14 protein-coding genes and 2 pseudogenes are annotated in these 15,045 nt (G+C 71.0%); 14 read left to right on the forward strand and 2 right to left on the reverse strand.

Annotation, left to right across the window (positions count from 1 at the left end):
- The first annotated feature begins 18 nt into the window (after positions 1 to 18).
- The 11 genes and pseudogenes from dprA to ABD466_RS02480 all read left to right on the forward strand — a co-directional run bounded on the left by dprA (position 19) and on the right by ABD466_RS02480 (position 11,108).
- Positions 19 to 1,695: a DNA-processing protein DprA gene (gene dprA / locus ABD466_RS02430; RefSeq protein ID WP_344655233.1), complete on the forward strand. Its 1,677-nt coding sequence runs from the start codon at positions 19 to 21 to the stop codon at positions 1,693 to 1,695.
- Positions 1,696 to 1,915: 220 nt separating this feature from the next.
- A complete protein-coding gene (locus ABD466_RS02435) occupies positions 1,916 to 2,881 on the forward strand; it encodes a tyrosine-type recombinase/integrase (RefSeq protein WP_344655234.1) in 966 nt (321 codons plus the stop codon).
- A gap of 445 nt (positions 2,882 to 3,326) precedes the next feature.
- The gene (gene whiG, locus ABD466_RS02440; protein WP_344655452.1) at positions 3,327 to 4,295 is read left to right on the forward strand and encodes an RNA polymerase sigma factor WhiG; all 969 of its coding nucleotides are present in this window, start codon (positions 3,327 to 3,329) and stop codon (positions 4,293 to 4,295) included.
- Positions 4,296 to 4,363: 68 nt separating this feature from the next.
- A pseudogene (locus ABD466_RS02445) lies at positions 4,364 to 4,936 on the forward strand (TetR/AcrR family transcriptional regulator); the annotation flags it as partial.
- 249 nt (positions 4,937 to 5,185) lie between these two features.
- Entirely contained in the window at positions 5,186 to 5,782 is a 597-nt protein-coding gene (locus ABD466_RS02450; protein ID WP_344655235.1) for a M23 family metallopeptidase, read from the forward strand.
- Between the two features lie 123 nt (positions 5,783 to 5,905).
- Positions 5,906 to 6,310, forward strand: coding sequence for a Ser-Thr-rich GPI-anchored membrane family protein (locus ABD466_RS02455; protein ID WP_344655236.1), 405 nt, complete (start codon positions 5,906 to 5,908; stop codon positions 6,308 to 6,310).
- A gap of 293 nt (positions 6,311 to 6,603) precedes the next feature.
- Entirely contained in the window at positions 6,604 to 7,527 is a 924-nt protein-coding gene (rpsB, locus tag ABD466_RS02460; protein ID WP_344655237.1) for a 30S ribosomal protein S2, read from the forward strand.
- A 100-nt stretch (positions 7,528 to 7,627) separates the two neighbouring features.
- Positions 7,628 to 8,458 carry a translation elongation factor Ts gene (gene tsf, locus ABD466_RS02465; RefSeq protein WP_344655238.1) on the forward strand — a complete coding sequence of 277 codons (831 nt, stop codon included), beginning with the start codon at positions 7,628 to 7,630 and terminating at the stop codon, positions 8,456 to 8,458.
- Positions 8,459 to 8,514: 56 nt separating this feature from the next.
- Positions 8,515 to 9,279: a UMP kinase gene (pyrH, locus tag ABD466_RS02470; protein ID WP_344655239.1), complete on the forward strand. Its 765-nt coding sequence runs from the start codon at positions 8,515 to 8,517 to the stop codon at positions 9,277 to 9,279.
- A gap of 171 nt (positions 9,280 to 9,450) precedes the next feature.
- Positions 9,451 to 10,008, forward strand: a complete 558-nt coding sequence (gene frr / locus ABD466_RS02475; protein ID WP_344655240.1) for a ribosome recycling factor — start codon at positions 9,451 to 9,453, stop codon at positions 10,006 to 10,008.
- A gap of 140 nt (positions 10,009 to 10,148) precedes the next feature.
- A complete protein-coding gene (locus ABD466_RS02480; RefSeq protein WP_344655241.1) occupies positions 10,149 to 11,108 on the forward strand; it encodes a phosphatidate cytidylyltransferase in 960 nt (319 codons plus the stop codon).
- A 6-nt stretch (positions 11,109 to 11,114) separates the two neighbouring features.
- Here the strand turns inward: ABD466_RS02480 and ABD466_RS02485 are convergent, their stop codons facing one another.
- Positions 11,115 to 11,990: an alpha/beta fold hydrolase gene (locus ABD466_RS02485; protein ID WP_344655242.1), complete on the reverse strand. Its 876-nt coding sequence runs from the start codon at positions 11,988 to 11,990 to the stop codon at positions 11,115 to 11,117.
- A 468-nt stretch (positions 11,991 to 12,458) separates the two neighbouring features.
- Here ABD466_RS02485 and ABD466_RS02490 point away from each other — a divergent pair, with 468 nt between their 5' ends.
- The 3 genes from ABD466_RS02490 to ABD466_RS02500 are packed head-to-tail and all read left to right on the forward strand — an operon-like array spanning position 12,459 to position 14,604.
- Positions 12,459 to 13,010, forward strand: a complete 552-nt coding sequence (locus tag ABD466_RS02490) for a PadR family transcriptional regulator (protein ID WP_344655243.1) — start codon at positions 12,459 to 12,461, stop codon at positions 13,008 to 13,010.
- 7 nt (positions 13,011 to 13,017) lie between these two features.
- Positions 13,018 to 14,175: a dual-specificity RNA methyltransferase RlmN gene (rlmN, locus tag ABD466_RS02495; RefSeq protein ID WP_344655244.1), complete on the forward strand. Its 1,158-nt coding sequence runs from the start codon at positions 13,018 to 13,020 to the stop codon at positions 14,173 to 14,175.
- 33 nt (positions 14,176 to 14,208) lie between these two features.
- Positions 14,209 to 14,604 (forward strand): VOC family protein, encoded by a 396-nt coding sequence (locus tag ABD466_RS02500; RefSeq protein WP_344655245.1) that lies wholly within the window; start codon positions 14,209 to 14,211, stop codon positions 14,602 to 14,604.
- On the opposite strand, the pseudogene ABD466_RS02505 reads toward ABD466_RS02500, so the two are convergent.
- A pseudogene (locus ABD466_RS02505) lies at positions 14,601 to 15,009 on the reverse strand (GNAT family N-acetyltransferase). The gene ABD466_RS02500 and the pseudogene ABD466_RS02505 sit on opposite strands and share 4 nt — an antisense overlap.
- Positions 15,010 to 15,045: the final 36 nt, after the last annotated feature.

Here is a 15,045-nt window from a genome sequence, read left to right on the forward strand (position 1 = left end):
CCGACCCTGGAGCCCACCATGAACGCCCTCGCCACCCTGCCCCCGAGCCACAGCGACCCACCCGAGGAGACACCTGCCGCCGAGCCGACCCCTGATGCCCTGCAGGACCTCGGCACGTCGTCGATCACCAGGCCGTATGCGACGCGCGCCGCCTCCACGGCGTTCGCAGCGCTGCCGTTATGCGGTTCTCCAGCAGAGCCTGCTCCAGCCGCGCAGCACGTCGCACGTCACGCAGCGGCCGCCGACGACGCCGACCCCCGCACTGACCTTGATAACGCCTCCGCCTCCGCCTCTGCCTCCGCCCCCGACCTGGAGACCGACTCTGCTCCACCGCCTTCGCCGCAAGACCAGGTCGCCCGCACCGACCTGGAGACCGACTCTGCTCCACCGCCTTCGCCGCAAGACCAGGTCGCCCCCACCGACCCGGAGTCCGGCCAACTCCTCGATCCCGCATCGGCTCACCACCTCAAGCCCGCCGCTGTGAGCCGCGTACCGGAACCAGTGCTGGCCACAGACGCCCCGCGCGATCCCACCGCGGCGGACCGCAACGCACGCCTGATCCTCCACCACGCCGCCGAACCCGGAGACGCCCTGCTCTGCCGCCTCGTCGAGCGCTTCGGGGCCCCCACTGTCGCGTCGGCGATCCTCGCCGGCAACGCCGCGGACCTTCTTCCCGCCGACGACGAGACCTCCGCCGCGGACCGCGAGAGCCTGGTCGACCGCGCCCACACCCTCCAGACCCGCTGCTACCGCGCCGACCCCGAATCCGACCTCGCCGTCGCGGGGAAAAGCGGCGCTCGCTACCTCATCCCCGCCGACCCCGACTGGCCTCCGGCGCTCGACGACCTCGGCGACGCCAAGCCTCTCGGCCTCTGGCTCCTCGGCGACGCCGACCTCACGGCCGCCTCGGTTCGCGGCGTGTCCATCGTCGGCGCGCGGATCGCCACCGGTTACGGCATGCACGTCGCCGGCGAGATGGCCGCCGGACTCGCCGAGCGCGGCTGGGCCGTCATCTCCGGCGCGGCCCGGGGGATCGACGGTGCCGCGCATCGCGGAACCCTCGCGGCCCGCGGTGTCACCGTCGCCGTTCTGGCCTGCGGCATCGACCTGGTCTACCCCCGCGGCCACGAGGCCCTGATCGGGGCGATCGCGGCCGACGGTCTGGTGGTCTCCGAGCTGCCGCCCAGCACCACCGTCAGCCGGTTCCGCTTCCTCGACCGCAACCGCGTCATCGCGGCCCTCGGCTGCGGCACTGTCGTCGTCGAGGCGGCGGCGCGCAGCGGGTCGCTGGTCACCGCTCGCCTCGCCGACGAACTGGGACGTCCGGTGCTGGCGGTGCCCGGCCCGGTGACGTCCGAGGCCTCCGAGGGCACGCACCAGCTGATCCGCGACGGCGCCCTGCTCGTCACCAGCGCCGCCGAAGTGGTCGAACACCTCGGCGACCTCGGCGCCGACCTGGCCGAGCCCGCCTGGAACCGTCCCGCCTCGCGACGCCCCCGGGACGCATTGGATCCGGTCGCCGCCCGGGTCCTGGACGCCTTGCCCGCGGAGGGACGCGACGCCCTCGACACCGTCGAAGCGGCGCTGGCCGCAGGGCTCGAACCCCGCGTCGTCCATGCCGCGCTCAGCCGCCTCGCCGCGGCCGGCTGGGTCATCCGCGACGAGAGGGGGTGGTCGGCCCGCAGACGTCCCTGAACGACTCAGCATTCGACCAACCGTCCTCGACGACCGATCAAGGAGGCGATGCTCACCGGTCCCCGGCTCCGACCCTTCCGCTCCAGCCAGGCGCTGACCGCGCCGCGCCCGGTACGGATTCCGTACGTCGTTTCCGTGACCTGGCGCGGCCCGGGCCCCGGCGGGGTTTCCCCGGCTCGCCGACCTGCTTAGCGAGCGTCATCCGACGTAGGCTGGTGACGTGGACGACGCGTACCAGGCGGCCCTGCACCGTTTCGAGGACGAGCTGCGCGCGCGCAGGTTGTCCCCACACACGGTGCGTGGCTACTTGGCCGACGTCGCGGATCTGTTCGCCTTCGCCGAGCGCGCGGAGGTCCACGGTCCGGAGGGCGTCGGACTGGACGTCGCAAGGTCCTGGCTCGCCGAGTCGGCGGGTGCGGGCACGGCGCGCGCCACGCTCGCCCGCCGCACCGCGGCCGTCCGGGCCTGGGGCCGCCAGGCGTCAGTCCCCGGGTTGGCCCGCCTGGCGACGCCGAAGCCACGCTCACCCCTGCCGGCGGTCCTGTCCCAACGTCAGATGTCGGACACCCTGACATCAGCAGCCGCCGACGCGGCCACCGCCGACCCCCTGGCACTACGAGACCTGGCCATCCTGGAGTTCCTCTACGCGACAGCGGCCCGCGTCTCGGAGCTCTGCGCCCTGGACGTGGGGGACGTGGACTTCGAACGCCGCACCGTGCGCTTGGCCGGCAAGGGCGGACGCGAGCGGGTGGTGCCGTTCGGGGTGCCCGCCGAGCGGGCGTTGCGGGCGTGGCTGGGTGAGAACGCGCGCGGAGTTGTGCTTGCCGGGCGGGTGGGTGGGGGAGGGGGAAACCAGAAGACTGTCACAAACGCCGCCACAAGCGGCGCCCACCCCGGCGCGCCCACCCCCGCCGCCCTCTTCCTCGGCGCCCGCGGCTCCCGCATCGACCCCGCGGTGGTCCGCCGCCTCGTCCACCGCCGCCTGCGCGCCACCCCCAACGCGCCGGACACCGGCCCCCACGGCTTCCGCCACACCGCCGCGACTCACCTGATCGAGGGGGGCGCGGATCTTCGTGACGTTCAAGAGCTCCTCGGTCACGCTACGCTCGCAACAACCCAGATCTACACCCATGTGACGGCAGAGCGGATCAAGGCACGGTATGCCCAGTCCCACCCGCGGGCGTGAGGACAGCGTCCTCGACCAGGCACCCGCAGCGGCCCCCGGCGTCGCCGAAGCGGCGCCACCGGTCGCGGCTGCCCCGAGGCCCCGCTCCGCGGCCCCGGGGGAGAGCACCGGCCCCGGGCCCGCAGCCGGCATCCCGAAGGACCGCACGCGCTCAGCCCCCAGCACGCCGCCCGCCGAAATCCCCGCCACCCCTTCGGTCGCCGACGCGAGTGCTGCCCCTTCGGTCGCCGACGCCACCGCCGCCGGCTCGCCGCACGCTGTTCCGCTGGCCGCCGACGCCACCGCCGCCGGATCGCCGCACGCTGTCCCGCTGGCCGCCGACGCAAGCGCCGCCGGATCGCCGCACGCCGTTCCGCTGGCCGCCGACGCCTCGCCGCACCCCACCGCGCCGACCACCGACCTGCGCGGCTCCGCATCAGCACCTGCCGCATCACCGACCGCCAACCTGAGCGCTTCCGCATCGGCCACTGCCTCACCCGCCGCCGACGCGCAATCCGCCGAACCGACCGCCGCCCCCGCCGCGCAACCCGACCCGGCGCCCGCTGCTGCCGCGTCGGCTCCCGCGTCGGCGACCGATGCGGGAGCAGCGACCGACTCCCGCCCGGCGACCGACTCCCGCCCGGCGCCCGACCCCCGCCCGACAACCACCCCCCTCGACACCGCCCTCGACACCCTCTGGGACGACTTCAAACGCACCGCCGACCCCGCCCTCCGCGAGCGCCTGATCCTTCACTACTCCCCGCTCGTCAAGTACGTCGCCGGGCGGGTGCGCGTGGGTCTGCCCGGGGCGTTGGACTCGGCGGACTTCGTCTCGTCCGGGATCTTCGGGCTCATCGACGCGATCGAGCGGTTCGAGCCGCATCGGCACGTCAAGTTCGAGACCTACGCGATCGCGCGTATTCGCGGGGCGATCATCGACGAGTTGCGGGCGCTGGACTGGATTCCGCGGTCGTTGCGGCAGAAGGCGCGGGAGATCGAGCAGGCTTCGGTGCGGTTGGAGCAGGAGTTCGGGCGGACGCCCAGTGAGGCGGAGATCGCCAAGGAGCTGGGGATCGGGCTCGGCGAGTTGCGGGGCATTTTCAGCAAGCTCTCGTTGGTGAACGTCGCCGCGCTGGATGAGCTGCTCGCGTTGCCGACGCAGTCGGGGGACCGGATTCCGCTGATGGAGACGTTGGAGGACGGGGACGCGCCCGATCCGGTGGCGTTGTTCGAGGGGAAGGAGACGCGGGCGTTGTTGGCGCGGGCGGTGAATTCGCTGCCGGAGCGGGACAAGACGGTCGTGACGCTCTACTACTTCGAGGGCATGACGCTGGCGCAGATCGGTGAGGTGCTGGGGGTCAGTGAGAGCCGGGTGTGCCAGATCCACACCAAGGCGGTGCTGACGTTGCGCGGGAAGTTGTCCGCGAAGGAGTAGGACCTTCACCGGACGGTTCCTCAGGCCCGGCTTGTGGAGCGGGGCTCCGAGGCGGCACCTTAGTGCGCATGCCGAGGATCCGTGCCGCCACCGTCGTCGAGCACCGGGAGATGCAGCGCCGCGCTCTGCTGGAGGCGGCGCGGGATCTGGTGGCGGGCGGGGGTGTGGCCGCGTTGACGTTCCCGGCGCTGGCCAAGGCGACGGGATTGGCCCGGTCGAGCGTGTACGAGTACTTCAAGTCGCGGGCCGACGTGATCGAGGCGTTGGTGGCGCACGAGTTCCCGGCGTGGATCGGGGAGGTGCGGGCCGCGATGGCCGCCGAGACCACCGCCGAGCGCCAGCTCGCCGCGTACGTCCGCCGCCAGCTGGGCCTGGTCTCCGAGCCCGGCCACCGGGCCCTGCTGGCCCTGTCCGGCCAGGAACTCGACGGCGACGCCCGCGACCGCATCCGTGCCGCCCACGGCTGGCTCCTCGACCTCGGCATCGGTGTCCTGCGCGCCCTCGGCCACCCCGAACCTCGCCTGGCAGCCTCCCTGGTCCAGGGCACGGTCGACGCCGCCGCCAAGCGGATATCCCTCGGCGCCGACCCCGTCGAGGTGACGGAGACCGCGGTCTCCATGGTCCTGTTCGGCGGCCTCGGTTCTGCCCGGCGCCACACCCAGGCCATGAACGCCCAGGCCGGCCAGCTGCGTCCGCAGCCCGGCGGGACGACGCGCCAGCGGGCGAAGCCGGTCTCGTAAAAGCGCGGCGAAGCCGGTCCCGGTCTCATAAGGGCGCGGTGCGCTGCCCAACGCATGCAAGACCTCAGATAATCCTGCATATCCGCCGATAGCGTGGCATCCTCCCCCGAACCGGTGACACCGCCCCCGCCCCGCCGCCATCCTGGCCCGATGCGCCTTATCAAGATCCTGGCGCTCGCCGCCGTCACCGCCGGGCTGTCCCTCGCCATTCCGGCGCTGGCGCACTCCGGCCCGCGTCTCCCCGCGGCGGTTCCCGTCGCCGCCGCCGGGAAGCCAGGTCGCCACCAGACGTGGACCTGGCCCCTTGTTCCGCCGCCCGGGGCGGCCAAGCCGACTGTCGTCCGGCGCTTCGAGCCGCCCGCCAAGCGCTGGCAGTCCGGGCATCGCGGGGTGGACCTGCTCGGTGCTTCCGGGCAGGAGGTGCTCGCCGCCGGTGCCGGCACCGTCAGCTATGCCGGCGTGCTCTTCGGCCGTCCCGTCGTCGCCGTCGACCACACGGCGCCCGGCCGGGACACGCTCCGCACCACTTACGAGCCCGTCGACCCGAGCGTCAAAGTCGGCGACAAGGTCCATGTCGGGGAGCTCATCGGTCATCTTGTCGACTCCGCAGCCAGTCACTGTGCGCCCCGCACCTGCCTGCACTGGGGTCTCGTCCGGGGCTTCGGTCACGCCGAGCGCTACCTCGACCCGTCCGCACTGCTGGAGCGTGGGCCGGTGCGGTTGTTGCCGGTGTGGGGCATGAGGTAGCCGCAGACACACAAGGCTTAATTCGGACGCGCGGTGAGCAATCGCCCCACTTAGCGTCGGTGGCAGGGCCGGAGAACCGGTCCGGATCCCCCGAAGCGCTGAGCGCGAGAAACGAGGCTGTCGATGGGCCTGGGCAAGAAGCTGGAGCAGTTGGACGCGAAGGTCGACGAGGTGCTCATGCATCCGACCTCTCCCGCGTACCCGAACGCGGACCGGCTGGAGATCACCTACCCCGGTGACGACGCGGTGTGGACGCCCGCCGAGGAGATCGACGTCACCTGGGACCTGCTCGGCGACGTCAGTGGGCGGCTGGAGGTCTCGCTGGTGCGGCAGACCGGGGACCAGTCGGGTGCGAACTTCGGACAGCTGGCCTTCTTCATGCTGGCCTCGGGGGTCGACCCGGCCAAGAAGAAGGTCACCATACAAGTGCCGGAGGTGCCCGCCGGCTCCGATTACGCCATCAGCATCTCCAACGACGACCCGCTGACCGTCTACAGTCCGGCGATCACCATCGCCGAGCCGGCGTAGGCCGCCAGGGCCCGCTCACTCGCCGTGTCCACTCGGTTCCTGGCCGCGTGGGGAAACTCATCCCCGCGGCCAGGTAGACTTTCCTCAGCAGCCGGAGACCTCTTCGGCTGACTTCGCGTGTCCGGCAGTCGTCCAGCCGCAAGGCCGAACGACCCCGAGGCGCCTCGGTCCGCCCTCCCAGCGCAAGCCCGGCAGAGCGGTACAGCGCCCCGGGCCTTCCCGTCGGCGGGTCCTCCCGCGGTCGGGGAGCCGGTCACCAGGACGAACCGAGAACCGACCAAGGAGGACACGGCATGGCCGTCGTCACGATGCGTCAGCTCCTGGAGAGCGGCGTGCACTTCGGGCACCAGACCCGGCGCTGGAACCCGAAGATGAAGCGTTTCATCCTCACCGAGCGCAACAGCATCTACATCATCGACCTGCAGCAGTCGCTGTCGTACATCGACCGCGCCTACGAGTTCATCAAGCAGACCGTCGCGCACGGCGGCACGGTGATGTTCATCGGCACCAAGAAGCAGGCCCAGGAGGCCATCGCCGAGCAGGCGACCCGGGTGGGCATGCCCTACGTGAACCACCGCTGGCTGGGCGGCATGCTGACCAACTTCAGCACCGTCTACAAGCGGATCCAGCGCCTGCGGGAGCTGGAGGAGATCGACTTCGACGACGTCGCGGCCTCCGGGATGACCAAGAAGGAACTGCTGGTCATGCGCCGCGAGAAGGAGAAGCTGGAGCGCACCCTCGGCGGCATCCGGGACATGTCCCGCGTCCCGTCGGCGGTGTGGATCGTGGACACCAAGAAGGAGCACATCGCCGTCGGCGAGGCGCGCAAGCTGCGCATCCCGGTCGTGGCGATCCTCGACACCAACTGCGACCCGGACGAGGTCGACTACAAGATCCCGGGCAACGACGACGCGATCCGCTCCGTCGCCCTGCTGACCCGCGTGGTCGCCGACGCCGTCGCCGAGGGCCTGATGGCCCGCGCCGGCAGCAAGGACGCCCCGGTCGAGGCCGGCACCGTGGCCGCTGACGAGCCGCTGGCGGACTGGGAGCGCGACCTGCTGGCCGTGGACGACGCCAAGGCCGCCGAGGCGACCTCTGCCGAGGCCCCGGCCGAGGCTCCGGCCGCGACCGAAGCTCCGGCTGCTGCCGAGGCTCCGGCCGCCGAGGCTCCGGCCGAGCCGGCCGCCGAGGCTCCGGCCGAGGGCGAGCAGGCCTAGTCCCGCTCTCCCGAGGGCAACCGAGGTTGAACTCCGCCGTGGGACGCCGGGCGGCCACCCCGCCCGGCATCCCCGCCGATCCACTCCTTAAGGACTAACAATGGCGAACTACACCGCCGCCGACGTCAAGAAGCTCCGCGAGCTCACCGCCGCCGGCATGATGGACTGCAAGAAGGCGCTCGAGGAGACCGACGGCGACATCGAGAAGGCCGTCGAGTTCCTGCGCGTCAAGGGCCTCAAGGGCGTCACCAAGCGTGAGGGCCGCTCGGCCTCCAACGGCCTGGTCACCGCCGCGGTCGACGGCGTGTCCGGCACCCTGATCGAGCTGAACTGCGAGACCGACTTCGTCGCCAAGGGCGAGGCGTTCCAGACCGTCGCGGCCACCGTGCTCGCGCACGTCGTGAACTCCAAGCCGGCCGACGTGAACGCGCTGCTGGCCTCGGAGCTCGAGCCCGGCAAGACCGTCCAGAGCTTCCTGGACGAGGCCAACGCCACCCTGGGCGAGAAGATCGAGCTGCGCCGCTTCGCGCAGTACCACGAGGGCTTCGTCGCCTCCTACCTGCACAAGACCTCCCCGGACATCCCGGCCCAGATCGGCGTCCTGGTCGAGCTGGACAAGGAGAACGCCGAGGTCGCCAAGGACGTCGCGCAGCACATCGCCGCGTTCTCGCCGTCCTACCTGACCCGCGACGAGGTCCCGGCGGAGATCGTCGAGACCGAGAAGCGCCTGGCCGAGGAGACCTCCCGCGAGGAGGGCAAGCCGGAGGCCGCGCTGCCGAAGATCATCGAGGGCCGCGTCAACGGCTTCTTCAAGGAGAACGTCGTCCTGGAGCAGGCGTTCGCCAAGGACCCGAAGAAGACGGTCGCGAAGGTCCTGGACGAGGCGGGCGTTTCCCTGAAGCGTTTCGCGCGGTTCCGCGTCGGTGGCTGACCCGGACCTGAAAAACTAAAGAGCACCAAATAGCTACGCACGAAGGAGCCGCTGCTGTGAAGGAAACCAATAAGGAAACCGACACGGCGGCGGTTCCTTCGCGTGACGAAAAGAACCGCAGAGTCCTCCTCAAGCTCTCCGGCGAGGTGTTCGGCGGCGGCCAGATCGGCGTCGACCCGGAGGTCGTGAAGAGCATCGCCAAGGAGATCGCGGACGTCGTCGCCGAAGGCGGCGTCGAGGTCGCGGTGGTGGTCGGCGGCGGCAACTTCTTCCGCGGCGCCGAGCTCTCGCAGCACGGGATGGAGCGCTCCCGCGCCGACTACATGGGCATGCTCGGCACCGTCATGAACTGCCTGGCCCTGCAGGACTTCCTGGAGAAGGTCGGCATCCCGACCCGGGTGCAGAGCGCGATCACGATGAGCCAGGTCGCCGAGCCCTACATCCCGCGCCGCGCGATCCGGCACCTGGAGAAGGGCCGCGTCGTCATCTTCGGCGCCGGGGCCGGCATGCCGTACTTCTCCACGGACACCACCGCCGCCCAGCGCGCGCTGGAGATCCACGCCGAGAGCATCCTCATGGCGAAGCAAGGCACGGACGGCGTGTACGACTCCGACCCGAACAAGAACCCCGACGCGGTCAAGTACGACACGCTTTCCTACGATGAGTTCCTGGCGCGCAACCTGAAGATCGCGGACGCCACATCGGTGTCGCTGTGCCGGGACAACGGGATGCCGATCGTGGTGTTCGGCCTGCAGCCGGGCAACATCGCACGGGCCATCCGCGGCGAGAAGCTGGGCACGGTCATCGGCCCGACGCATTAGATCCGACGGCATCGAACGGGTCCCCACCCCCCACCCGTCACCCGGTTCCACCTCCTGCGGAGTCGGCGACCCGGGGTATGCGTAGGGGCCGTGGCCGCCGAAACGCACTAAGCTGCGCTTGAGCTTTGTACTGAACACGGCAGAGCGCGAAGACTTCTAGGGAGCCCCCAAGTGATCGATGAGACCCTCCTCGAAGCCGAGGAGAAGATGGACAAGGCCGTCGAGGTCGCCAAGGAGGATCTGTCGGGGGTCCGCACCGGCCGCGCCAACCCGGCGATGTTCAACAAGCTGACCGCGGAGTACTACGGCACCGCGACGCCGCTGAGCCAGATGGCCTCCTTCCAGGTCCAGGACGCGCGGATGGTGGTCATCTCCCCGTATGACAAGTCGGCCCTGGGCGCCATCGAGCGCTCGATCCGCGACTCCGACCTGGGCGTGAACCCGAGCTCGGACGGCGTCGTGATCCGCGTGGTGTTCCCGCAGCTGACCGAGGAGCGCCGCAAGGAGTACATCAAGGTGGCGCGCGGCAAGGGCGAGGACGCCAAGATCTCCATCCGCAACATCCGCCGGCACGCCAAGGAGACCCTGGACAAGCTGGCCAAGGACGGCGAGGCCGGCGAGGACGACGTGCGCCGCGCGGAGAAGCACCTCGACGAGCTGACGCAGAAGCACACCGCGAAGATCGACGAGCTGCTCAAGCACAAGGAGTCGGAGCTGCTCGAGGTCTGAGCGGCTGCGCCGGGCGACGGCGAGACGGCTTTCACGGGCCGGCGGCGGCTATGATCGCTGCCGGTCCGTCGCGTTTTTTCATGCCTCATGCGTGGTGGACGGCTATCCACGAGGGGTCGACTAGGGGAACGGTGCGGGCCATGGCATCCACGCAGACCAGGCGCGGCGAGGCGCCGCGGACGCCCGACGGGCCCGGAGACGGCCCCGGCGGCCCCGGCGGCCCCGGTGGCCGCGGCGGTCCCGGCGGCGGGCCGAACGGACCGAGCGGACCGGGCACGAACGGCAAGCCCAAGGGCCGCGCGGGACGGAACCTCCCGGCCGCCATCGGCGTCGGCGTCGTCCTGGGCGCGGTCCTGCTCGGCACCCTCTTCGTGCGCGGCGCCTTCGCGGTCGTGGTGGCCGTCGCCGTGGTGCTGGGCGTCCGCGAACTGGCCCAGGCGATGGCCCACAGGGACGTACGCGTACCGTGGCCCCCGATCGCGGTCGGCGGCCTGGGCATGATCGCCGCCTCCTGGTTCGGCGGCCCGACCGCGATGGTGGCGGTGCTGGCGATGACCACACTGGCCACCCTGGTCTGGCGGATGGCCGAGGGCGCGGACGGCTTCGTACGGGACGCCACCGCGGGCCTGTTCACCCTGGTCTACCTGCCGATGCTGGCCTCCTTCGCGGTCCTGATGCTGGCCCAGGACGCCGGTTACAAGCGGGTCATCCTGTTCCTGACGCTCCCGATCGCCAACGACACCGGCGGCTACGCCACCGGAGTGTTCTTCGGCAAGCACAAGCTGGCGCCGAAGATCTCGCCCGGGAAGACCTGGGAGGGCCTGGTCGGCTCACTGATCGTGACCGCCGTGGTCGCAGCGGTCGGGATCACCACGATGCTGGACGGCAAGGCCTGGCAGGGAGTGGCGCTGGGCGCCGCGGCGGTGGCCTCGGCGACGCTGGGGGACCTGGTCGAGTCGGTGATCAAGCGGGATCTCGGGATCAAGGACATGAGCAACCTGATCCCCGGGCACGGCGGGATCATGGACCGGTTGGACTCGATGCTGGCGACGGCGCCGGTGGCGTGGCTGCTGCTGAGTGCTTTCCTGGGGTGGAAGTAGCCAGGTTCAGGCGGTGATACGGGGCTCTGAGGCCGGAGGCGAAGCCGGGGCCGGGGTCGGAGCCGTGGAGGTCAGGGCCGCAGCCGGGGCCGCAGCCGGGGCCGGAGCCGGGGCCGGAGCCGCCGACGCTTCGGCGGCCAGCACCTCCGCCACGAACCCGGCCGGATCGTCCAGCATGATGTTGTGCCCGCAGTCCGGCATGGCGATGATCCGCACGCCGGCGGTGATCAGCGCGTCCGCACCCTCCAGCGGACCGTCGGCGGCCGGGTACAGGTAGGTCCGGGGGATCGCGAGGCTTTTCAGGATCTCGCGGCCCGTGAACTTTGCCAGGCTCGCCGCGCTGCGGTAGAGCGCCTCCGGACCGGCCAGTCGCATGGTCGCGGCCCACTCCGGCCCGACCCGCTCCAGGGTCTCCTCATAGCCGCCGCCCCGGAGGAACACCGTCTCGCCGTAGCGGGCGATCTGCGACGAGCCCTGAGCCGGGATCTCCGGCGCCGGATCGAGGTTCGAGTCGACGAGCACGAGGCTCGCCACGAGGTCGGGGTGCCGCACCGCGAGCAGGGTGGCGACGGCCCCGCCCATGCTGTGGGCGATGACCTGCGCGCCGGAAACTCCGGCGCTCCGCAGGGCCCGGGCGACCCAGTCCGCGTGCTCCGACATGGTGTAGCCGGCGGAGGTGGGCCGGTCGCTGATTCCGTGGCCGAGCAGGTCGAGCAGCAGCGAGCGCCGCCCCCGCAGCCCGTCGCTTCCGGCGACCTCGGCGAAGTAGTGGGCTGAACTCGATCCGAGGCCGTGGAGGTAGACGCGGGCCGGTTCGGCGCCCGGCAGTTCGAGCCAGCGGATCGACGAGCCGGGACTGACTGCGGCGGCATGCAACGACATCGATATACCCTCCCGTCGAGATACCTCGCCTCCGAGGTATCGGCGTGAGGAAGATACCTCGGAGCCGAGGTATAGGCAATCGCGTTGGCGTGCGCGGCGGCTCGGGCCGAGGTGGTGGGGCAGCTGGTGCTGCCGCTCGGGTTCGACGCTCCGGCAGTCGGCGCCGGAGTGCGTCGCGCTTCGGTATCGCCGGAGTCCGTCGCGGCGCGGGGCCGAGGTCTCGGCAGTCGGCGTTGGAGCTGGAGGTACCTCGGAGGCGAGGTATTGGCGACGGTGGAGCTCGCGACACTTCGGGGCGGCGAGGGCTCGTGGTGTCTCGGAGCCGACGCGTCGCCAGCCTCGGGCTTCTGGTTCCGAGGTACCTCGGAGCGGAGGTATATCGGAGTCGAAGCTGGGGCTCGCGACCGAAGCCCCAACCGCCCCCGACTTCGCCCCCGTGGTACCTCGGTCCCGAGGTACCCTCAACCCATGTTGGAGTTCGCGATCCTCGGCTTCCTCTTCGACTCCCGGCTCCACGGCTGGGAGCTCCGCACCCGCATCGCGGCGCTCACCGGCCACGTGCGCCCGATCGCCGACGGGACGCTCTATCCGACGATCAAGCGCCTGGCCGACGCCGATCTGGTGCTGAAGAACATCGAGGCGGGGTCGATCGCCGCGCCGCGGCACATGCTGGAGATCAGTCCCGCGGGTGAGGCCAAGTTGCTGCACATGCTGCGCGAGCCCGCCGAGGTCTTCATCACCGATGAGAACCACTGGTACTGCCTGCTGGCGTTCCTGCGTCACCTCGAGGATCCGGCCGCGCAGGCGGCTGTGCTGCGGCGGCGGCTGGTGTTCCTGGAGACTCCCGCGAGCTTCTTCTACGACGGGGACAAGCCGCTGCGTGCCGAGGATGTCGATGATCCGTTCCGGCGGGGGGTGCTGCAGGTGGCGCGGGCGACCAGTCGGGCCGAACTGGCGTGGCTGAAGGCGACCATCGCGGAGCTGGAGGCGCAGGCCGGGCGCGAAACCGTGCGAAACTAGTAAGACTATGTCTGCGGAAGCCCCTGAAACCCCGTTGGTCGACGTCGAGATCGCGCCGAAGCCGCCGCGCCCCGGTGAGCTGACGTTCAGCGTCCCGCGCCGGGCCAAGCCGCCGCGCCATCTCGCCGACCTCACCTCGGCTGAGCGCAAGGCGGCGTTGACCGAGCTGGGCCACCAGGGGTTCCGGGCCGCCCAGATCTCCAAGCACTACTTCGGGCATCTCGCGGATGATCCGGCCGCGTGGACCGACGTCCCGGCGGCCAAGCGGGAGGAGCTCGCGGGCATCCTCACGCCGAAGCTGCTGACCTCGATCCGGGAGCAGACCGCCGATGCCGGCACCACGGTCAAGACCCTGTGGCGGCTGTTCGACGGCGCGACCGTCGAGTCGGTGCTGATGCGCTACCGCGACCGGACCACGATGTGCGTGTCCTCGCAGGCCGGCTGCGGTATGAACTGCCCGTTCTGCGCCACCGGCCAGGCCGGTCTGACCCGCAACATGTCCACCGGCGAGATCGTGGAGCAGGTCGTCGCCGGTGCGCGGGCGATGGCTCGCGGTCAGGTGGCCGGTGGCCCGGGCCGTGTCTCCAACGTGGTGTTCATGGGGATGGGCGAGCCGCTGGCCAACTACAAGGCCGTGATCGGCGCGGTGCGGCGGCTGACCGAGCCGGTGCCGGACGGCCTGGGGCTGTCCGCGCGGCACATCACGGTCTCCACGGTCGGGCTGGTTCCGGCCATCGAGAAGCTCACCGCCGAGGGCATTCCGGTCACGCTCGCGGTGTCCCTGCACGCTCCGGACGACGAGCTGCGCGACACGCTGGTGCCGGTCAACACCCGGTGGAAGGTCGCCGAGGTGCTGGACGCCGCCTGGCGGTACGCCGCCACGACCAAGCGCCGCGTCTCGATCGAGTACGCGCTCATCAAGGACATCAACGACCAGGCCTGGCGCGCCGACCGGCTGGGCCGGATGCTGCGCAACAAGCTGGCGCACGTGAACCTCATCCCGTTGAACCCGACCCCCGGTTCGAAGTGGACGGCGTCGCGTCCGCAGGACGAGGCCGAGTTCGTGCGGCGGCTGGAAGACTGGGGCGTGCCGGTCACGGTGCGCGATACTCGCGGGCGCGACATCGACGGGGCTTGCGGTCAGCTCGCCGCGGCGGTGAAGTAGGAGGCTGTAAGCCGCTTTAAACGGGGAGGCCCCATGCCGCCGTCGGGATTCCATCATGTCGAGATCTGGGTGGCGGACCTGCCTCTGGTCGAGCCGTCCTGGAAGTGGCTGTTCGGCGAGCTCGGCTGGGAGCTGTACCAGGACTGGCCCGAGGGCCGCAGTTGGCGGATCGGCGACGCGTATCTGGTGGTGGAGCAGTCTTCGGCGGTGCGGCCCGGACTTCCGTACGACCGCATGCGCCCGGGCCTGAACCACCTGGCCGTGCACGCCCCGGATCGCGCGACCGTGGACCGGATGCACCATGAAGGGCCGGAGCACGGCTGGCGGCGGCTGTTCGCCTCGGCGTATCCGCACGCCGGGGGACCGGCGCACTACGCCGCCTACATGGTCGACGCCGCGGGGTTCGAAGTGGAGATCGTGGCTCCTTAGACCCGCGGGTCCTTGGCCAGGCAGGTGCAGATCGTCTCGTGCCGGCGGATCGTCCCGTCCGGGGCCTCCTCGTCCCAGGCGTCGGGCTGTTCGTCGTAAGCGACGTAGCCGAGCCGCTCATACAGCGCCAAGGTGCGCGGATTGTCGAGCTCGACACCGAGTTCGGCGCGGAAGAGCCCGCGGCGCCGGATGCGATCCTCGGCGGCGTGGATCAGCACCCTGCCCAAGCCGCAGATCGGTTCGTGCGGTGCAGATCGCGAGGTATTCCGCGACGCCCGCCGCGGCTCGGTTCAGTTCCTTCCCCACGGTGCGCAGGTGCGTGACGGATCCGGCCCACGAGCAGTGCGGGAGATCGGCGTGAGTCAGCTCCCGGACATGGACGGGCAGCAGGACTTCGGCGGGCATGCCGGGTATTCCAGCACGGCGGGCGGAGGGCGGCGA

Source organism: Catenulispora subtropica, assembly GCF_039531675.1.
Taxonomy (GTDB): domain Bacteria; phylum Actinomycetota; class Actinomycetes; order Streptomycetales; family Catenulisporaceae; genus Catenulispora; species Catenulispora subtropica.